Raw genomic sequence first — 17232 nt, 5'->3', positions numbered from 1 at the left:
GACTCCTCGACCGGATTAAGCGAAGGACTTCTTGAATGCAGTGATGGCTGCAGTCAGTTCAGCTTCGTCCTTGCCTTCCTTGTCGAAAGCCTTCTTCTCGTTCAGACGGTCCACCAAGGCGCCGTAGCTGGTCTTGAGGAACTGGTGCAGACCCGATTCAAAGGACAGAACCTTCTTGACTTCGATGTCGTCCATGAAACCCTTGTTCACGGCAAACAGCGAAGCGGCCATCAGAGCGACGGGCAGCGGGCTGTACTGGGCTTGCTTGAGCAGCTCGGTCACACGGGCACCGCGGTCCAGTTGCTTGCGGGTTGCATCGTCCAGGTCAGAGGCGAACTGTGCGAAAGCAGCCAGTTCACGGTACTGTGCCAGGTCGGTACGGATACCGCCGGACAGGCCCTTGATCAGCTTGGTCTGAGCGGAACCACCCACGCGGGACACCGAGATACCGGCGTTGATAGCGGGACGGATACCGGCGTTGAACAGGCTGGTTTCCAGGAAGATCTGGCCGTCGGTGATCGAGATCACGTTGGTAGGCACGAAGGCCGACACGTCACCGGCTTGGGTTTCGATGATGGGCAGAGCCGTCAGCGAACCCGTCTTACCCTTGACTTCACCCTTGGTGAAGGCTTCCACGTAGTCCGCGTTCACGCGGGCTGCGCGCTCGAGCAGGCGGCTGTGGAGATAGAACACGTCGCCAGGGAACGCTTCGCGGCCTGGTGGACGGCGCAGCAGCAGCGACACTTGGCGGTAAGCCACGGCTTGCTTGGACAGGTCGTCATACACGATCAAGGCGTCTTGGCCACGGTCGCGGAAGTACTCACCCATCGTGCAACCCGAGTAGGCCGACACGTACTGCATCGCAGCGGATTCGGACGCGGTAGCGGCCACGACGATGGTGTATTCCATCGCGCCGGCTTGCTCCAGAGCACGCACCACGTTCTTGACCGACGAAGCCTTCTGACCAATGGCCACGTACACGCAGGTAACGCCTTGGCCCTTTTGGTTGATGATGGCGTCGATAGCGACAGCGGTCTTGCCGGTCTGGCGGTCACCAATGATCAGCTCGCGCTGGCCACGGCCCACGGGCACCATCGCGTCGATGGACTTGATACCCGACTGCAGCGGCTGGTCCACGGATTGACGGGCGATAACACCAGGCGCAACCTTTTCGATCACGTCGGTCATCTTGGCGTTGATAGGACCCTTGCCGTCGATAGGCTGGCCCAGTGCGTTCACGACGCGACCCACCAGTTCTGGGCCCACGGGCACTTCCAGAATACGGCCGGTGCACTTGACGATGTCGCCTTCCGAGATGTGGGTGTATTCACCCAGAATCACGGCGCCAACAGAGTCACGCTCCAGGTTCAGAGCCAGACCGAAGGAAGGTTGACCGTCGGCGGTGGCTGGGAATTCCAGCATTTCACCGGCCATCACATCGGACAGGCCGTGCACGCGCACGATACCGTCGGTCACCGACACCACCGTACCTTGGTTACGGATATCGGAATTGCCTGACAGACCCTCAATGCGGCTCTTGATCAGTTCAGAAATTTCTGCGGGATTGAGTTGCATTACTCACTCCTTTTCATGGTTTAGCCGAATCCTCGAACTGCATTACGCAGTGAGGGTTGCTTTCATTTGTTCCAGACGGGCCTTGACCGAGGTGTCAAGCACCTCGTCACCCACCACAACGCGAACGCCGCCAATCAGCGACTCGTCCACGGTGGTGCTCAGATTCAGTGGGCGGCCAAAGCGTTTTTCCAGCACGGTGCCCAGCGCATTCAATGCGGAGTCATCCATGGGGAAGGCGCTGTACACCAGCGCATCGGACGAACCGTTGTTACGGTTCACCAGCGCGCGAAATTGCGAGGCCACTTCAGGCAGCGCATCCAGACGGCGGTTTTCCACCACCGTGCGCAGGAAGTTGCGCGCCAGGTCTGACAAGGCCCAACCGCGTGCCAGCGTCACACCGGCCATCACCTCGATCACCTGTTCGTTGGTGACGTTGGGATTGTCGGCCAGTTGGCGCATTTCCGGATCGGCGGCAATCGCCGCCAGTTCGTCCGTCCAAGACAGGGCGTCGCTCAAGCCGGCACCCTTGTCGGTGCAGGCCTTGAACAAGGCTTCAGCGTAAGGACGGGCAATGGTGGCGAGTTCTGCCATTTCGTTGCTTCCTTACAGCTCAGTCTTCAGGCGATTGAGCAAATCACTGTGTACCGCAGGATTGACTTCCTTGCGGAGAATCTGCTCAGCACCCTTGACAGCCAAAGCTGCAACTTGCTCGCGCAGCGATTCGCGCGCCTGGATCACTTGCTGCTCGGCGTCTGCACGGGCGGCGGCAATGATCTTGTTGCCTTCTTCGGTAGCACGGGCCTTGGCCTCTTCTACGATTGCTTGGGCACGACGGTCTGCGTCCGCGATACGCGACGCTGTCTCATTGCGGGTTGCGGAAAGTTCTTCCTCAACGCGCTTGTTCACAGCTGTCAACTCGGACTTTGCCTTATCGGCAGCAGCAAGACCATCGGCGATTTTCTTTGCTCGCTCATCCAACGCCTTGGCAATAGGTGGCCACACGAATTTCATCGTGAAGAGCACCAGAATCAAGAAGACAATGGCCTGAACGAACAGGGTCGCGTTAATACTCACGGCAACACCTTTCTATCTACGGCGTTGATCGGAGCTTAGGCCAGTTGGAATGGGTTGGCGAAAGCGAACAGCAGAGCGATAGCAACGCCGATCAGGAATGCAGCGTCGATCAGACCAGCCAAGATGAACATCTTGGTTTGCAGTTCGTTGATCAGCTCAGGCTGACGTGCCGACGATTCCAGGAACTTGCCGCCCATCAGAGCAATACCGATCGAAGCGCCGATAGCGCCCAGACCAACAATCAGACCACAAGCCAGAGCGACGAGACCGAGAACGTTTTCCATGATGACTCCTGAGAAAAAAAAGAAAGGTTAAGAGAAAAAGGAAAGGGAACAGTTAGTGAGCTTCATGTGCCTGGCCGAGGTAAATCAGCGTCAGCATCATGAAAATGAAGGCTTGCAGAGTAATCACCAGAATGTGGAAGATCGCCCAGATCGTGCCTGCAATGATGTGCCCCACGGGGAGCAACACACCAGAGAGCGACATAGCGGCTGCGCCACCCATCAGGGCAATCAGCATGAACACCAACTCACCAGCGTACATGTTGCCGAACAGTCGCATGCCGTGCGACACCGTCTTGGCAACGTATTCAATAATCTGCATCAGCAGATTGACAATGCCGAGGATCACGGCAAAGACAGGATTCTTGCTGGTACCAAAGGGAGCGGACACCAGTTCGTGCGCCCAGCCGCCCAGGCCCTTGATCTTGACGCTGTAGTACAGGCACAGGACCAGCACGGCAGTCGACAGACCCAGCGTGGTCGACAGATCGGCGGTGGGCACGACACGCAGATAAGCGTGGTGGTCACCGGTGGCACCTTGCCACAGCACCGGCAGCAGATCGACCGGCAGCATGTCCATCGCGTTCATCAGGAAAATCCAGACGAAGACGGTCAGGGCCAGCGGGGCAATGAACTTGCGCGATTGGGCGTTGTGGATATTGGCCTTGGCCTGGTTGTCCACCATCTCGACCAGCATCTCGACAGCCGCCTGGAAACGACCAGGGACGCCGGAGGTGGCCGAACGGGCTGCCAGCCACATCACGAAGATGCCCAGCAGGCCCAGGATCACGCTCACTGAGATCGAATCAAGGTTGACCACCGAGAAATCGATGATCGACTTTTGCTTGATATTCTGAAGATGCTGCAAGTGGTGAACGATGTATTCACTTGCAGTGGGTGCATTCGCTTCTGCGGCCATCGGACAACTCTTCTTCTCAATTACAAAATTTTTGCAGATCTGGTCAGCAGCCAAAGCGCCAACCAGTACGTCTTCATCACCACAACCAGACCCAACACCAGCGCCAACCAGTTGAGTCCCGGCACAACCAGAGGCGCCAGCAGCAGCAGCACCACGGTCAAAACCAATTTTGCGATCTCCAAACCAAAGAACCGGACCATCGCAAGATTCTCTTGCCCAGCCCCCAGATGCAGCCGCAACCCACGTGCAAAAAAGGCAGCAGGAATCACCACCGCCGCCGCACCGTATGCCACCGACCACATCCATCCGGCCCGCTGCGTCACCAGACCCACCAACACCGTGAGCACCACCCCGACGACCAGCTGCCACTTCACCACACGCACCACCGATACCGGCGGATGGCGCTGGCGCCACTCTGCTGCTTCTTGCGCAGTCAGGGGCTTGAAGTCCGGCTCTTCGGCCACATGTTCTTCTTGTGGAGCATCTGTTGTCATAGTGTTGGCTCCCGGGCAGAACAACCTAGCCAAAGCCTGCGATTATAAGGATAAACCCGTTGCAAACGGGAAGCGTTTTGTTGCGCGTCTGTTTTTTTGCGGCACACCAGCCCCCATTGCGCCTCTTTTCACGTCAGTTGCATCCGACAAATTCCACACCAGGAAGATGGCTTATCAGCTGATGGCACATCACTTGCAAGCTTCTGTTTTAATAGCAAAATGACCACCACTACACCTCCTGTTGACCCTGTCGCTTCCGGCGCCGATCCCCGCAAAGATTCCCTGATCGAATACCCCTCAGACTTCCCGATTAAAGTGATGGGTCTCAACCAGGACGGCTTTGTCCACGCGGTCACCGCCATCGCCAAGGAACACGACCCCTTCTTCGACGCCAGCTCGGTAGAGCTGCGCCCCAGCAGCGGCGACAAGTACCTGGGCGTCACGATCACCGTGACGGCCACCAGCCGCGAACAGCTGGACAACCTCTACCGGGCGCTCACCTCCAGCCCCATGGTCAAGGTCGTACTGTAAGCGGGCCTTGTTGTCACCTTTGTGAACCTTGCCGGCCCTTGGTGGCCGATTTTTTGCGATGTACACCCGCTTTCTTGGCCAGGCCGATTACGCGCCCACGCTGCAAGCCATGCAGCAATTCACTGCCCAGCGTTCGCCGCAGACGCCCGATGAGCTGTGGATGTGTGAGCATGCGGCCACTTTCACGCAGGGCATTGCCGGCCTGCCCAGCCATTTGTTGCATACAGGCGACATTCCAGTGGTGCAGACTAACCGGGGCGGCCAGGTCACCTACCACGGTCCGGGGCAAGTGGTCGCTTACCCTCTGATTGATCTGCAGCGCGCGGGCTACTTCGTCAAGGAGTATGTGTTCCGCATTGAGGAAGCCGTGATCCGCACCCTGGCCACCTTGGGTGTGACCGGCCACCGCGTAGCAGGCGCTCCGGGCATCTACGTGCGCCTGGATGACCCCTTCTCCCACGCAATGCTGGCCCAGCGCCCGATGCAGCGCGATGCCGGCAGCCCCGCACCCGAGCCGGTGTTTGAAGGCCTGGGCAAGATCGCCGCCCTGGGCATCAAGATCAGCCGGCACTGCAGCTACCACGGCGTCGCGCTGAATGTAAAGATGGATCTGGAACCCTACCACCGCATCAACCCTTGCGGTTATGCCGGGCTGCAAACCGTCGATCTTTCTACAATCGGGGTTAACGCCGACTGGGAGGACGTCGCCAAGACCTTGGCGCAAGAGCTTTCCGCCCGCTTGGCGCCTGCCGGTTCTGCATAACCTGGTGCCGCAGCGCACGCCCTGTTCCCCACCAAGGGGCGGCGCAGCAGCCTCGGGCCGTTCTTGCTCTGAGCCTACGGCCCCTCCGGTTTTGTGCGTGCCTGTCGCACAGAACGCGGTGAAACAACTAAAGTGAGCAACATGAGCACCAATGAAGTCGTGCGCGAAGCACAGTCCGCTGCCACCTACAACCCGCTGGCCAAGCAAAAGGCTGCCGCCAAACTGGCGCGCATCCCCGTGAAGGTCCAGCAAGCCGAGGTGCTGAAAAAGCCGGAGTGGATCCGCGTCAAGGCGGGCAGCCCCACGACCCGCTTCTACGAGATCAAGGACATCCTGCGCCAGAACAATCTGCACACCGTCTGTGAAGAGGCCAGCTGCCCCAACATCGGTGAGTGCTTTGGCAAGGGCACGGCGACCTTCATGATCATGGGCGACAAGTGCACGCGCCGCTGCCCGTTCTGTGACGTGGGCCATGGCCGCCCCGACCCGCTGGATCTGAACGAGCCGCTGAACCTGGCACGCACCATTGCAGCTTTGCGCCTCAAGTATGTGGTGATCACCAGCGTGGACCGCGATGACCTGCGCGATGGCGGCTCGGGCCACTTTGTCGAGTGCATCAAGAACATCCGCGAGCTCTCGCCCACGACCCAGATCGAGATCCTGGTGCCGGACTTCCGGGGCCGTGACGACCGCGCGCTGGAGATCCTGAAGGCTGCGCCGCCCGATGTGATGAACCACAACCTGGAGACCGCACCGCGCCTGTACAAGGAGGCGCGCCCCGGCTCCGACTATCAGTTCAGCCTGAACCTGCTCAAGAAGTTCAAGGAACTGCACCCCACGGTGCCGACCAAGAGCGGCATCATGGTGGGCCTGGGCGAGACGGACGAGGAGATCCTGCAGGTGATGCGCGACATGCGCGCCCACAACATCGACATGCTGACCATCGGCCAGTACCTGGCCCCGTCGAACAGCCACTTGCCGGTGCGCCGCTATGTGCACCCCGACACCTTCAAGATGTTTGAAGAAGAGGCCTACAAGATGGGCTTCACCCACGCCGCCGTCGGTGCGATGGTGCGCTCCAGCTACCATGCCGACCAGCAGGCACACGCTGCAGGCGTCTAAACCCCGAGCGCTCTCCACCAAGAGGCTGCCCCTGGCAACACAGGGGCAGCCTCTTTGCTTTGGAGCACGCTACCGGAGCGCAGCCTTAACCCAGCGCCGCGCTGCTGCCCACCACCACCGCATACAGGTCACCAATGGTGGCCATTGCGCCCTGGTGCAGTTGCGCGGCAGAGACTGCGCCGGCGGCCGATTGCAGCGGACGGGTGGCGCAGGCATTGGCGACAACGGTGGCGCGCTTGCCGCGCAGGAAGGCACCTTCGGCGGTGAAGGTGACGCACATATGGCTCATGAAGCCGATGATCACCAGCTGCTCGTTGCCTGCCGCTTCCACATGCTGGGCCAGGTCGGTGTTGTGGAAGGAGTTGGGAGCCTTCTTGACGACAACCGGCTCACCGGCCAACGGCGCAACGCTGGCATGGATCTGGCCGATCTCGGCGCGGATGTCATAAGGCGAGCCCTCGCCGCCGTCGTGCATCACATGGATCACCTTGGCGCCTGCAGCGCGGGCCTGGGCCAGCAGCCGCGATGCGGCATCGAGTGCGGCTTGCCAGCCCTCGAGTTCCATGACGCCACGGGTGTAGGTGTTCTGGTAGTCGACCAGAATCAGGGTCGACTGGGCCAGAACGGCTGGCTTGGCATCGAGTTGGTTGAGTTCGCGTAAAGTGCTGGTGTGCATGGTGGTTGCCTTGTGGAGTTGGGAGACCGCCACCCGCAATGGTGGCGCCATGGATGCATCTTAGGCACAGCCCCTGCGGCGGACAATGCCGTCTTAGCCGCAAAAACCGACACCCGCCCCGAACGAGAGACCGCATGCCGCATCCAGAACGCCTGATCGTGATCGTGTTGTTTGACCGGGTGGACCTGCTGGACATCACCGGTCCGCCCGAGGTGTTTGCGCTGCTGCAGCGCGAGATGGAGCTGCCCTGCGGCTACCAGGTGCTGCTGGCGGCAGAGTCGCTGGAGCCGGTGACCACGGCCGCTGGCGTGCGCGTGCTGCCCGACATTCGCCTGGACAGCCTGCAGCACCAGGCGATTGATACCTTGATCGTGCCCGGCTCGGTCGAGACCGACGCCCAGGGCCGCGTGCAGGCATTGGCCGATCCGGCCGTGGTGCGGTGGGTGCAGACCCTGTCGGCGCAGTCCCGGCGCGTGGCCTCGGTCTGTGTGGGCGCCCATATCCTGGCGGCTGCCGGCCTGCTGGAGGGCAAGGAGGCCACGACGCACTGGTCCACCGCTGCGCAACTGGCCCAGGACCACCCCGGCATCCGTGTCGATGCCGACCGCATCTACATCCAGCAGGGCCGCATCTGGACCGGCGCCGGCCTGACCACCTGCCTGGACCTGGCGCTGGCGCTGGTGGCCGAGGATTTTGGCAATCCCTTGGCCATGCGCGTGGCGCGCCAGCTGGTGATGTTCCTGAGACGCACTGGCGGCCAAAGCCAGTTCAGCGTGATGCTCGAGCCGCTGTCGAGCACCCGCCGCATGGAAGACCTGCGCCAGTTCATTGCGCAGAACCTCGGCCAGCCGCTGTCGATGGCGGACCTGGCTGAGCAGATGCATGTGAGCGACCGGCAGCTGGCCCGCATTTTCAAGACCGAGCTAGGCATGACACCGGCGGCCTACCTGGAAGCTGCGCGGGTGGAGGCGGCCCGCCAGCAGCTGGAGGCCACCGATGCCTCCCTGGAGCAGGTGGCCGGGACCTGCGGCTTCAAGACCACCGATACGCTGCACCGCGCTTTTCGCCGCCAGCTGGGCACCACGCCGGGCCAGTACCGCAGCCGCTTTCGCACGCCGGCAGAGTAAGCGCTGCGAAGGCTTCAGCTCTCCAGCAAATCCGCCGGGTTCTCGGCATCCACCACCTGCTGGGCCCAGCCCACCAGGCGCCGCGTGTCGGCGCGCAGCACCTGCTGCTTGATGGCCAGGATCTGCGCGGGCTGCATCGAGAAGCTGCGCAGCCCCAGGCCCAGCAGCAGGCGGGTCATGGCGGTATCGCCCGCCATTTCACCGCAGACGCAGACATCCTTGCCCGCCGCATTGGCCGCCTGGATGACCTCGGCCACCAGGCGCAGCACCGCGGGGTGGAAGGGGTCGTAGAGCTGCGATACCGCCTCGTCGGCCCGGTCAATGGCCAAGGTGTACTGGATCAGGTCATTCGTGCCGATCGACAGGAAATCGAAGTACTTCAAAAAGGTGCGCACCGTCAGCGCCGCAGCCGGTATCTCGATCATCGCGCCCAGCTTGACCATGCCCTGGGGCACTTGGCGCTCGCGCAGCTCCTGCGAGGCCTGCTCCACCAGTGCCAGGGTCTGCTTGATCTCGCTCACATGGGCCAGCATCGGGAACAGCAACTGCACCGGTCCATGGGCCGCCGCGCGAAGGATGGCACGCAACTGCGTGCGGAACATGTCCGGGTCGGCCAGGCTGAAGCGGATGGCGCGCAGGCCCAGCGCCGGGTTGAGGTAGTAGTCCTTGGGCTGGGCCTTGTCCAGCGGCTTGTCGGCACCCACGTCCAAGGTGCGGATCGTGACCGGCATGCCCTGCATGCCTTCGAGCGCCTCGCGGTAGGCGCGGTACTGTTCTTCTTCATCGGGTACCTTGCCACTGCGCCCCATGAAGAGAAATTCGGTACGGAACAACCCCACGCCCACGGCGCCGGCCTTCACGGCGGCCGGGCCATCACCGGGCTGCTCGATGTTGGCCAGCAGCTCGACGCGCTCACCATCGAGGGTGATCGACGGCGTATCGCGCAGGCGCGAGAGGCGCTCGCGCTCCAGCCGCATCTGGCGCTGCTTGAAGCGGTACTCCTCCAGCAGGATGGGCGACGGGTCGACAATCACCTCACCGGCATCGCCGTCGATGATGACCCAGTCGTCGGCGCGGATGAGCTGGCTGGCCGTGCGTGCACCCACGACGGCCGGAATGTCCATGCTGCGGGCAACAATGGCGGTATGGCTGGTCTTGCCGCCCACCGCCGTGACAAAGCCGGCAAACACGCTTTGCTTGAACTGCAGCATGTCGGCGGGCGAGAGGTCATTGGCGATCAGCACCATCGGCGCATCGCGCTCATCGGTCACCCAGTCGTGCTGCCCCGCCTGCCCGCCCGGCGGCGTGCTGACCGGTGCGGCCACCGGGCTGGAGACACCGCGCATATGGCGCAGCACCCGCTCCACCACCTGTTCCAGGTCGCCTTTGCGCTCACGCAGGTACTCGTCGTCCATCTCGTCGAACTGGCGGCACAGCAGCTCCAGCTGCGCGGTCAGCGCCCATTCGGCGTTGTAGAGGCGTTCGCTGATCAGCTGGCGCACGCCCGAGGACAGCATGTCATCCTGCACCAGCATCAGGTGCACATCCAAGAGCGGCTCCAGCTCCTGCGGGGCATCGACGCCCAGGTCGCCGCGCAGGCGCTGCAGCTCTTCGATCACCGCCAGCCGTCCCTTGCGCACGCGCTCGATCTCGCGCGCCACCTGGTCGGGCTCGATCAGGTAATGGGTGACCTCCAGGTGGCTGGACGCTGCCATGACTGCCCTGCCAATGGCAATCCCCCGGGCCACTGCGATTCCATGGATGGCAAATGTCATGCGGAACTTCCTCTTCGCTGGCGCGCTGGTGCGCCAAGCTGATTTATACGCCTGTCTCAGAAGACTGTACAAGCACGGGGCCGGTAAAGCGGGGGAAAGGTAGGCGTTCAGGCAAAGCGCGGGGCCTACCTGTGCAACGCGGGCCGCAGCCCGGCATGGGCAGGCAGCAGAGCGCCTGGCGCGACAAGCAAGCCTGCGCTGCGCCGCGGCAGACGCCGGGCGGCGCCTTATTCGCCTTCGCCGAACTTGTCGTTGATGAGGGCCAGCAGCGCATCCATTGCCTGCTGCTCATCGGCGCCATCGGTTTCGATGGTCACCTCGGTGCCGATACCGGCGGCCAGCATCATCACACCCATGATGCTTTTGGCGTTGACGCGGCGTTCGCCCCGCGTGATCCAGACCTCGCAGGCAAAGCTGCCGGCGAGCTTGGTGAGCTTGGCCGACGCGCGGGCGTGCAGGCCCAGTTTATTGCTGATGGTGACTGCGGTCTTGATCATGTGCTCGGATATTCTGGTTCTGTGGCGTGGTCTGCGTCACCTGCATGATGCCCTGGCTGCCCCCTGCGATGGCCCGGGCCACGAGGCTGTCGAGCGCTTCCTGGCGATAGCACAGCGCGCGCAGCAGCATCGGCAGGTTGACACCGGCCACCAGCCGGGTGGATGCACGGCGCTTGGCCAGTTCCTGGGCAATATTATGCGGGGTCGCACCGAACACGTCGCTCAGCACCAGCACCGGGCCGCTGTGGCTGTGGTCGAGCATGGCCTGCGCCTCCTCCAGGCAGGCCACTGGATCGGCGCTGGCAGGCACATCCAGCGCCATCAGGTGCTCGCCGCTGTCGGGGAACACATGCGCGGCGCATTGCGCCAGCGCCTGGGCCAGCGGTGCATGGGCGATCAACAGTATCCGGTTGCTCATCAAATCAAAATACAAGAAGTTCTGTGAAGAGGCGCCCCACTGGCGGCGATACCGGCCCAGCCGCGCCCTCTGCCAGTGTAGCGATTTTGCGGCACTGCAACATTGGTAGTGTTGCTTAGCCCAACGCCCGGGCTGGCGCGCTCCTACCCTAACGCAGTTGCAGCCCTTTGACAAAGCTCTGCAGCGCCCCGTCCGCCAAGGGCGCAGCGGACAGCACCAGGGCCTGGTAGACCCGCACCTGCGGCCCTTCGGTGCGCGCAAACCAGCGCGCATTCGCATACACCGCCTGGCCCGTGCCGTTGCGGCCCTGCCACTGCACCTGGCGTGCCTGGGGCAGCTCCAACGTACCGGGCAACACCAGGTTCTGTCCCGGCAGCGGCTGCCAGGCATCGGCCATCTGCAGCTGCTGGTGCAACGCCTTTTGCCAGTCCGCCATCACCGCGGCTGCATCCTGCGGCAGTGCCAGGGCCACATGGGCCAGTGCATAGGTCGCCCCCTCGGCCTGGCAGCCCACCATCGACACCGCCAAGGTCTGTGTGCCCCAGACCACATCGCGCACTGCACGGTCAGGCTTGCAGGGCAGCAGCAGGTCCAGCGGCGCATCGGCCAGGGCCACGACGCGCCAGTTCAGCGCCGGGCTGCAGGCGGCCAGCAGCAACGCGGTGGAGAGGATCAGGCAGCGGGCCAGGGGCATCCGGCCATTATGGGCACGGCACTGCGATGGTCAAGCCAGACGCGCAGGTAGGGCCGTTGCGCTGCGCCTGCCCGCAGCCAGGGTCGCATAATGGCCACAACGCCGAACTTTCGGCACGGCTTTGACTCCGAGCACCATGTCCAGAAAAACCACCACCACCGTCTTTACCGCGCTGGCCATCGCTGCGGCGCTGGGCATCGGTGCCTTTGTCTACCAGGGCACCGGGAAGGCGGCCGCACCCGAGAGCCGCTTTGTGCTGCTCAACGGCAGCACCCAGACCACCGCTGACATGAAGGGCAAGGTCACCCTGGTGAACTTCTGGGCCACCAGCTGCACCACTTGCGTCGCGGAGATGCCCGAGATCGTCAAGACCTACGACAAGTACAAGGACCGGGGCTACGACACGCTGGCGGTGGCCATGCATTACGACCCACCGAGCTATGTCGTCAACTTTGCCCAGTCGCGCAAGCTGCCGTTCAAGGTCGCGATCGACAACACCGGCCAGATTGCGAAGGACTGGGGCGACATCCAGCTCACCCCGACGACCTTTGTCGTCAACAAGCAGGGCCAGGTGGTCAAACGCTATGTGGGTGCGCCCAACTTCGACGAGCTGCACAAGCTGATCGACAAGCTGCTGGCCGAGACCTGAACCAGTGCCAGCCCGCTGCCTGCCACCGGGAAAACCGCCTTCGACAGGCGGTTTTTCGATGGTGACTGTGAGGGCGCGGGCGCTACACTGCGCATTCCTTGACTAAGCGCCGCCGCTGTGGACAGACCTGAGATAACGCTCCTGCACCCCACCACACCGGAAGAGCTTGCGGTGACCCGCGAGATCTTCCGGGAATATGCCCAATCACTGGATATTGATCTGGGTTTCCAGGGTTTTGAGGATGAACTGGCCGACTTGCCCGGCGAATATGGCGAGCCCCGGGGCGATCTCGTACTCGCCCTGGTCGAGGGTTCCGTCGCCGGTTGCTGCGCACTGCGGCCGCTGGATGATGTGGACTACAGCAATGCCTGCGAGATGAAGCGCCTCTACGTGCGCAAGGCCTTCCGCGGCTTTGGCCTGGGCCGCCAGCTGGTTGACTACACGATGGCCAGCGCCATCCGGCTGGGCTATGACTGCATCCTGCTCGATACGCTGGACAGCATGGAGTCGGCGCGCGCGCTCTACGCCGATTTCGGCTTTGAAGAGATTCCGCCCTACTACCACAACCCCGTCGCTGGCACGCATTACCTGAAGGCGGACGTCCACCCCTGACGACCGTGCGCGCGCCGCACCGCAGCGCAGGCTGCGCGATGGGCCAGCGGTCATAAAAAAAGCACGCCTGGGCGTGCTTTTGTGCGTTCAGACCCGGCCCTGCAGCGCCTTGCGGCAACGCAGCGGCCCGGATGGGGCTCAAGCCTGCTTGGCTTGGGCCAGGATGGTGTCGGCATCGCTGACCGTGAACTGGCCAGGGGCTTCCACGTTCAGCTGCACGACCTTGCCGTCCTTGACCAGCATCGAGTAGCGGTTGCTGCGCAGGCCCAGGCCCTTGCCGTTCAGGTCCAGGGTCAGGCCGGTGGCCTTGGCAAAGGCGGCATCGCCGTCGCCAATCATGCGCACCTTGCCTTCGGTGTGCTGGTCCTTGCCCCAGGCGCCCATCACAAAGGCGTCGTTGACCGACAGGCACCAGATTTCGTCCACGCCGGCGGCCTTGAAGGCCTCGGCCTTTTCCACGTAACCGGGCAAATGCTTGGCAGAGCAGGTCGGCGTGAATGCACCGGGCACCGCAAACAAAGCGATGGTCTTGCCAGCCGCTTCCTTGGTCACATCAAAGGCATTGGGGCCCAGGCTGCAGCCATTGCCTTCCACGGCCACAAACTCGCTCAGGGTTGCAGCGGGAAGCGAATCGCCAACTTTGATCATGGTGTACTCCTTGAAAATTGCCCATCAGGCAGAGAACCCGCAGGCCGGGCGGCCAAAACGGGCATAAAAAAACGACCCACAGATTGTGGGTCGTTTTTGAAGTTACGTTGGTACAAGTCGCAAAAGACTTAAACCAAAGCAGCCTTTTGCACCAAGCGGGTAGCGACCCAGTTCTTGGTCTTGGAGAGCGGACGGCTCTCGGTGATCTCGATGGTATCGCCCGTGTTGTACTCGCCCTTTTCGTCGTGGGCGTGGTACTTGCTGGACTTGATCATGATCTTGTCGTAGATGGGGTGCTTCACGCGGCGTTCTACCAGAACGGTCACGGTCTTTTCACGCTTATCGCTGACCACCTTGCCAATCAAGGTGCGCTTGAGGGATTTTTTAGCTTCCGTCATGTCGGCTCCTATTACTTGGCGGCTTGCTTTTCAGCAAGAATGGTCTTGGCACGTGCCACATCGCGGCGGGTAGCCTTGATGGTGGCGGTGTTACCCAGTTGTTGCGTTGCCTTTTGCATGCGCAGACCAAAGTGGGCCTTTTGCAAGGACTTGATCTCGGCTTCCAGGCCAGCAACGTCTTTTTGGCGCAGTTCAGCAGCTTTCGTCATATCGATTTCTCCTGAATTTAAGCGCCAAGCTGACGGGTAACGAACGTGGTGCGCAGCGGCAGCTTGGCAGCAGCCAGGCGGAACGCTTCGCGGGCCAGTTCTTCGGGCACGCCAACGATTTCGAACACCATCTTACCGGGCTGAATTTCAGCCACGTAGTACTCTGGGTTGCCCTTACCGTTACCCATACGGACTTCGGCTGGCTTGGTCGAGATTGGCTTGTCAGGGAACACGCGGATCCAGATACGGCCGCCACGCTTGACGTGACGGGAGATTGCACGACGTGCAGCCTCGATCTGGCGGGCCGTCAGGCGGCCACGGTCCGTGCATTTCAGGCCGAAATCACCGAACGCTACCGTGTTGCCACGGGTTGCGATACCAGTGTTGCGACCCTTTTGCTCCTTGCGGTATTTGCGGCGAGCAGGTTGCAGCATAGTTATTCTCCTTTACCGTCCGCTGCTGTAGCGGGCGCGTCAGTCTTGCGAACGCGCTTAACGGAATCAGCACCAGCGCCGGCGGGCTTGTCGCTACCGTCTGCAGGAGCCGTGTTACCACCAGCGGGGCGGCGAGGGCCACGCGATGGACGATCGCCATTGCGGTTGTCACGACGAGGACCACGTGGACGACGCTCTTCTTCAGGACGTGGCGTTTCTGCGGCTGGCAGATCGTTACGACCCAGAGTGTCACCCTTGTAGACCCACACCTTCACGCCGATCACACCGTAGGTGGTCTTGGCTTCGGAGGTGCCGTAATCGATGTCGGCGCGCAGAGTGTGCAGTGGCACACGGCCTTCGCGGTACCACTCGGTACGTGCGATTTCGATACCGTTCAGACGGCCCGACGACATGATCTTGATACCTTGAGCGCCCAGACGCATCGCGTTCTGCATCGCACGCTTCATGGCGCGGCGGAACTGGATACGCTTTTCGAGCTGCTGGGTGATCGAGTCAGCGATCAGCTGGGCATCGATTTCAGGCTTGCGCACTTCTTCGATGTTCACAGCGACTGGCACGCCCAGGCGAGCAGCGAGTTCCTTCTTCAGGGCCTCGATGTCTTCACCCTTCTTGCCGATCACCACACCAGGACGAGCCGAGTAAATGGTGATACGGGCGTTCTTGGCAGGACGCTCGATCAGAACGCGTGCCACGGCAGCGTTCTTCAGCTTCTCTTTCAGGTACTCACGAACCTTGATGTCTTCGGCCAGCATGCCGGCGAAATCACGGTTGCTTGCGTACCAGCGGCTAGACCAGTTACGGCTGACCGCCAGACGGAAGCCGGTAGGATGGATTTTTTGTCCCATGTTCTTCCTTTAGGCCTCAGTTACCCACGGTCACATAAATGTGGCAGGTAGGCTTGCTGATGCGGTTGCCGCGGCCCTTGGCGCGAGCGGTAAAACGCTTGAGCGTGGTGCCTTGCTCAACGAAGATGGTCTTGACCTTCAGTTCGTCGATGTCAGCGCCGTCGTTGTGCTCAGCGTTGGCGATAGCGGACTCCAGAACCTTCTTGACGATCACAGCAGCTTTTTTCTGCGTGAATTCGAGAATGTTCAGAGCTTGGTCAACCTTCTTGCCGCGAATCAGATCCGCAACCAGACGGCCTTTGTCAACCGACAGGCGAACGCCGCGGAGGACTGCACGTGTTTCAGACATGGTCTACTCCTTATCGTTTCGCTTTTTTATCAGCGGGGTGACCCTTGAAGGTGCGCGTCAGGGCGAATTCGCCGAGCTTGTGGCCCACCATCTGGTCGGTTACATATACCGGTACGTGTTGCTTGCCGTTGTGCACGGCGATGGTCAGACCGATGAAATCGGGCAGAACCATGGAGCGACGCGACCAGGTCTTCACTGGTTTCTTGTCCTTGGTGGCGATGGCCTTTTCGACCTTTGCCAGCAAGTGATGGTCAACAAACGGACCCTTTTTAAGAGAACGAGTCATTTGCTACCCCTTACTTCTTACGGCGCGACACGATCATGGTCTGTGTGCGCTTGTTGTTACGGGTACGGTAGCCCTTCGTCAGATTGCCCCATGGGTCAACTGCGTGACGGCCTTCACCGGTCTTGCCTTCACCACCACCGTGTGGGTGATCGACAGGGTTCATCACCACACCGCGGACGGTAGGACGAATACCCATCCAACGCTTGACACCGGCCTTGCCCAGTTGGCGCAGGCTGTGTTCTTCGTTGGCGACTTCACCGATGGTTGCACGGCATTCGATATGGATCTTGCGAACTTCGCCCGAACGCATACGCACTTGGGCGTAAACGCCTTCGCGAGCCAGCAGGGTAGCCGAGGTACCAGCGGAACGGGCGATTTGTGCGCCAGCGCCGATCTTCAGCTCGATGCAGTGAATGGTCGAACCCACAGGGATGTTGCGGATCGGCAGGGTGTTACCCACGCGGATCGGTGCTTCAGAGCCACTGATGATGGTTGCGCCCACTTCCAGGTTACGCGGAGCGATCACATAGCGACGCTCGCCGTCTGCGTAGCACACCAGAGCGATGTGAGCGGTACGGTTTGGATCGTATTCAATACGCTCAACCTTGGCGGGGATACCGTCCTTGGTGCGCTTGAAGTCCACCACACGGTAGTGGTGCTTGTGACCACCGCCCTTGTGACGGGTAGTGATGTGACCGTTGTTGTTGCGGCCTGCCTTTTGGAACTGAGGTTCCAGCAGAGGAGCGAAACCTTCGCCCTTGTGCAGATGGCCACGGGTCACCTTCACCACATGGCGTTGGCCGGGCGAAGTTGGTTTGAGCTTAATAACAGCCAT

25 protein-coding genes are annotated in these 17232 nt (G+C 61.6%); 6 read left to right on the top strand and 19 right to left on the bottom strand.

Annotated elements, in window-relative coordinates; translation table 11 throughout:
- Positions 1–15 precede the first annotated feature (15 nt).
- From atpA to MJ205_RS21665, 6 genes are read right to left on the bottom strand one after another with little or no spacing between them, the layout of a single operon-like run.
- On the bottom strand, positions 16–1575 hold the full coding sequence (gene atpA / locus MJ205_RS21690) for a F0F1 ATP synthase subunit alpha (protein WP_230775531.1): 1560 nt from the start codon (positions 1573–1575) through the stop codon (positions 16–18).
- A gap of 42 nt (positions 1576–1617) precedes the next feature.
- Positions 1618–2166, bottom strand: coding sequence for a F0F1 ATP synthase subunit delta (locus MJ205_RS21685; protein WP_239810325.1), 549 nt, complete (start codon positions 2164–2166; stop codon positions 1618–1620).
- Positions 2167–2178: 12 nt separating this feature from the next.
- The gene (locus MJ205_RS21680) at positions 2179–2649 is read right to left on the bottom strand and encodes a F0F1 ATP synthase subunit B (protein ID WP_021025616.1); all 471 of its coding nucleotides are present in this window, start codon (positions 2647–2649) and stop codon (positions 2179–2181) included.
- A gap of 35 nt (positions 2650–2684) precedes the next feature.
- The gene (gene atpE / locus MJ205_RS21675; protein ID WP_021025615.1) at positions 2685–2933 is read right to left on the bottom strand and encodes a F0F1 ATP synthase subunit C; all 249 of its coding nucleotides are present in this window, start codon (positions 2931–2933) and stop codon (positions 2685–2687) included.
- A gap of 52 nt (positions 2934–2985) precedes the next feature.
- Entirely contained in the window at positions 2986–3849 is an 864-nt protein-coding gene (gene atpB, locus MJ205_RS21670; RefSeq protein WP_239810324.1) for a F0F1 ATP synthase subunit A, read from the bottom strand.
- Between the two features lie 20 nt (positions 3850–3869).
- Complete coding sequence (locus MJ205_RS21665; RefSeq protein ID WP_239810323.1) at positions 3870–4343, bottom strand: ATP synthase subunit I; 474 nt, start codon at positions 4341–4343, stop codon at positions 3870–3872.
- 219 nt (positions 4344–4562) lie between these two features.
- On the opposite strand from MJ205_RS21665, the gene MJ205_RS21660 reads away from it, so the two are divergent.
- The 3 genes from MJ205_RS21660 (at position 4563) to lipA (ending at position 6759) form a co-directional block, all read left to right on the top strand.
- Positions 4563–4874: a YbeD family protein gene (locus tag MJ205_RS21660; RefSeq protein WP_239810322.1), complete on the top strand. Its 312-nt coding sequence runs from the start codon at positions 4563–4565 to the stop codon at positions 4872–4874.
- A gap of 58 nt (positions 4875–4932) precedes the next feature.
- Entirely contained in the window at positions 4933–5637 is a 705-nt protein-coding gene (gene lipB, locus MJ205_RS21655) for a lipoyl(octanoyl) transferase LipB (protein ID WP_239810321.1), read from the top strand.
- Between the two features lie 141 nt (positions 5638–5778).
- Positions 5779–6759, top strand: coding sequence for a lipoyl synthase (lipA, locus tag MJ205_RS21650; protein WP_239810320.1), 981 nt, complete (start codon positions 5779–5781; stop codon positions 6757–6759).
- Positions 6760–6844: 85 nt separating this feature from the next.
- On the opposite strand, the gene MJ205_RS21645 is transcribed toward lipA, so the two are convergent.
- A complete protein-coding gene (locus MJ205_RS21645) occupies positions 6845–7435 on the bottom strand; it encodes a cysteine hydrolase family protein (RefSeq protein WP_239810319.1) in 591 nt (196 codons plus the stop codon).
- Positions 7436–7569: 134 nt separating this feature from the next.
- Here MJ205_RS21645 and MJ205_RS21640 point away from each other — a divergent pair, with 134 nt between their 5' ends.
- The gene (locus MJ205_RS21640) at positions 7570–8562 is read left to right on the top strand and encodes a GlxA family transcriptional regulator (protein ID WP_239810318.1); all 993 of its coding nucleotides are present in this window, start codon (positions 7570–7572) and stop codon (positions 8560–8562) included.
- A gap of 14 nt (positions 8563–8576) precedes the next feature.
- Here the strand turns inward: MJ205_RS21640 and ptsP are convergent, their stop codons facing one another.
- The 4 genes from ptsP to MJ205_RS21620 form a co-directional block, all read right to left on the bottom strand.
- Complete coding sequence (gene ptsP / locus MJ205_RS21635) at positions 8577–10337, bottom strand: phosphoenolpyruvate--protein phosphotransferase (RefSeq protein WP_239810317.1); 1761 nt, start codon at positions 10335–10337, stop codon at positions 8577–8579.
- A 227-nt stretch (positions 10338–10564) separates the two neighbouring features.
- Positions 10565–10834 carry an HPr family phosphocarrier protein gene (locus tag MJ205_RS21630; protein WP_116926826.1) on the bottom strand — a complete coding sequence of 90 codons (270 nt, stop codon included), beginning with the start codon at positions 10832–10834 and terminating at the stop codon, positions 10565–10567.
- Positions 10803–11252: a PTS sugar transporter subunit IIA gene (locus tag MJ205_RS21625; RefSeq protein WP_239810316.1), complete on the bottom strand. Its 450-nt coding sequence runs from the start codon at positions 11250–11252 to the stop codon at positions 10803–10805. Before MJ205_RS21625 ends, MJ205_RS21630 begins: the two co-directional genes overlap by 32 nt.
- Before the next feature lie 148 nt (positions 11253–11400).
- Positions 11401–11946 (bottom strand): hypothetical protein, encoded by a 546-nt coding sequence (locus MJ205_RS21620; RefSeq protein ID WP_239810315.1) that lies wholly within the window; start codon positions 11944–11946, stop codon positions 11401–11403.
- A gap of 136 nt (positions 11947–12082) precedes the next feature.
- Here MJ205_RS21620 and MJ205_RS21615 point away from each other — a divergent pair, with 136 nt between their 5' ends.
- Together MJ205_RS21615 and MJ205_RS21610 are read left to right on the top strand one after the other, a co-directional pair.
- On the top strand, positions 12083–12595 hold the full coding sequence (locus MJ205_RS21615; protein WP_239810314.1) for a TlpA family protein disulfide reductase: 513 nt from the start codon (positions 12083–12085) through the stop codon (positions 12593–12595).
- A 117-nt stretch (positions 12596–12712) separates the two neighbouring features.
- A complete protein-coding gene (locus MJ205_RS21610) occupies positions 12713–13207 on the top strand; it encodes a GNAT family N-acetyltransferase (protein WP_239810313.1) in 495 nt (164 codons plus the stop codon).
- 138 nt (positions 13208–13345) lie between these two features.
- Here MJ205_RS21610 and MJ205_RS21605 read toward each other — a convergent pair whose 3' ends face one another.
- The 8 genes from MJ205_RS21605 to rplB all read right to left on the bottom strand — a co-directional run bounded on the left by MJ205_RS21605 (position 13346) and on the right by rplB (position 17232).
- Positions 13346–13855 (bottom strand): peroxiredoxin, encoded by a 510-nt coding sequence (locus MJ205_RS21605; protein WP_239810312.1) that lies wholly within the window; start codon positions 13853–13855, stop codon positions 13346–13348.
- Between the two features lie 128 nt (positions 13856–13983).
- Positions 13984–14253 carry a 30S ribosomal protein S17 gene (gene rpsQ, locus MJ205_RS21600; RefSeq protein WP_021025601.1) on the bottom strand — a complete coding sequence of 90 codons (270 nt, stop codon included), beginning with the start codon at positions 14251–14253 and terminating at the stop codon, positions 13984–13986.
- Positions 14254–14264: 11 nt separating this feature from the next.
- On the bottom strand, positions 14265–14462 hold the full coding sequence (gene rpmC / locus MJ205_RS21595) for a 50S ribosomal protein L29 (protein WP_021025600.1): 198 nt from the start codon (positions 14460–14462) through the stop codon (positions 14265–14267).
- 17 nt (positions 14463–14479) lie between these two features.
- Positions 14480–14896, bottom strand: coding sequence for a 50S ribosomal protein L16 (gene rplP, locus MJ205_RS21590; protein ID WP_021025599.1), 417 nt, complete (start codon positions 14894–14896; stop codon positions 14480–14482).
- 2 nt (positions 14897–14898) lie between these two features.
- Positions 14899–15762: a 30S ribosomal protein S3 gene (rpsC, locus tag MJ205_RS21585; RefSeq protein ID WP_021025598.1), complete on the bottom strand. Its 864-nt coding sequence runs from the start codon at positions 15760–15762 to the stop codon at positions 14899–14901.
- 16 nt (positions 15763–15778) lie between these two features.
- On the bottom strand, positions 15779–16111 hold the full coding sequence (gene rplV, locus MJ205_RS21580; RefSeq protein WP_021025597.1) for a 50S ribosomal protein L22: 333 nt from the start codon (positions 16109–16111) through the stop codon (positions 15779–15781).
- A gap of 10 nt (positions 16112–16121) precedes the next feature.
- Complete coding sequence (gene rpsS, locus MJ205_RS21575; RefSeq protein WP_027010580.1) at positions 16122–16397, bottom strand: 30S ribosomal protein S19; 276 nt, start codon at positions 16395–16397, stop codon at positions 16122–16124.
- Between the two features lie 10 nt (positions 16398–16407).
- The gene (gene rplB / locus MJ205_RS21570; RefSeq protein ID WP_021025595.1) at positions 16408–17232 is read right to left on the bottom strand and encodes a 50S ribosomal protein L2; all 825 of its coding nucleotides are present in this window, start codon (positions 17230–17232) and stop codon (positions 16408–16410) included.

The organism is Comamonas sp. B21-038, from assembly GCF_022387135.1.
GTDB lineage: Bacteria > Pseudomonadota > Gammaproteobacteria > Burkholderiales > Burkholderiaceae_C > Comamonas > Comamonas sediminis.
Note: the sequence above shows the minus strand (reverse complement) of the source record. Positions and strands in the feature narration are given on the sequence as shown.

Coding starts and splice junctions, on each gene's coding strand:
- atpA (WP_230775531.1), bottom strand. CDS start 1,575: ATGCAACTCAATCCCGCAGAAATTTCTGAACTGATCAAGAGCCGCATT.
- MJ205_RS21685 (WP_239810325.1), bottom strand. CDS start 2,166: ATGGCAGAACTCGCCACCATTGCCCGTCCTTACGCTGAAGCCTTGTTC.
- atpE (WP_021025615.1), bottom strand. CDS start 2,933: ATGGAAAACGTTCTCGGTCTCGTCGCTCTGGCTTGTGGTCTGATTGTT.
- atpB (WP_239810324.1), bottom strand. CDS start 3,849: ATGGCCGCAGAAGCGAATGCACCCACTGCAAGTGAATACATCGTTCAC.
- MJ205_RS21665 (WP_239810323.1), bottom strand. CDS start 4,343: ATGACAACAGATGCTCCACAAGAAGAACATGTGGCCGAAGAGCCGGAC.
- MJ205_RS21660 (WP_239810322.1), top strand. CDS start 4,563: ATGACCACCACTACACCTCCTGTTGACCCTGTCGCTTCCGGCGCCGAT.
- lipB (WP_239810321.1), top strand. CDS start 4,933: ATGTACACCCGCTTTCTTGGCCAGGCCGATTACGCGCCCACGCTGCAA.
- lipA (WP_239810320.1), top strand. CDS start 5,779: ATGAGCACCAATGAAGTCGTGCGCGAAGCACAGTCCGCTGCCACCTAC.
- MJ205_RS21645 (WP_239810319.1), bottom strand. CDS start 7,435: ATGCACACCAGCACTTTACGCGAACTCAACCAACTCGATGCCAAGCCA.
- MJ205_RS21640 (WP_239810318.1), top strand. CDS start 7,570: ATGCCGCATCCAGAACGCCTGATCGTGATCGTGTTGTTTGACCGGGTG.
- ptsP (WP_239810317.1), bottom strand. CDS start 10,337: ATGACATTTGCCATCCATGGAATCGCAGTGGCCCGGGGGATTGCCATT.
- MJ205_RS21630 (WP_116926826.1), bottom strand. CDS start 10,834: ATGATCAAGACCGCAGTCACCATCAGCAATAAACTGGGCCTGCACGCC.
- MJ205_RS21625 (WP_239810316.1), bottom strand. CDS start 11,252: ATGAGCAACCGGATACTGTTGATCGCCCATGCACCGCTGGCCCAGGCG.
- MJ205_RS21620 (WP_239810315.1), bottom strand. CDS start 11,946: ATGCCCCTGGCCCGCTGCCTGATCCTCTCCACCGCGTTGCTGCTGGCC.
- MJ205_RS21615 (WP_239810314.1), top strand. CDS start 12,083: ATGTCCAGAAAAACCACCACCACCGTCTTTACCGCGCTGGCCATCGCT.
- MJ205_RS21605 (WP_239810312.1), bottom strand. CDS start 13,855: ATGATCAAAGTTGGCGATTCGCTTCCCGCTGCAACCCTGAGCGAGTTT.
- rpsQ (WP_021025601.1), bottom strand. CDS start 14,253: ATGACGGAAGCTAAAAAATCCCTCAAGCGCACCTTGATTGGCAAGGTG.
- rpmC (WP_021025600.1), bottom strand. CDS start 14,462: ATGACGAAAGCTGCTGAACTGCGCCAAAAAGACGTTGCTGGCCTGGAA.
- rplP (WP_021025599.1), bottom strand. CDS start 14,896: ATGCTGCAACCTGCTCGCCGCAAATACCGCAAGGAGCAAAAGGGTCGC.
- rpsC (WP_021025598.1), bottom strand. CDS start 15,762: ATGGGACAAAAAATCCATCCTACCGGCTTCCGTCTGGCGGTCAGCCGT.
- rplV (WP_021025597.1), bottom strand. CDS start 16,111: ATGTCTGAAACACGTGCAGTCCTCCGCGGCGTTCGCCTGTCGGTTGAC.
- rpsS (WP_027010580.1), bottom strand. CDS start 16,397: ATGACTCGTTCTCTTAAAAAGGGTCCGTTTGTTGACCATCACTTGCTG.
- rplB (WP_021025595.1), bottom strand. CDS start 17,232: ATGGCTGTTATTAAGCTCAAACCAACTTCGCCCGGCCAACGCCATGTG.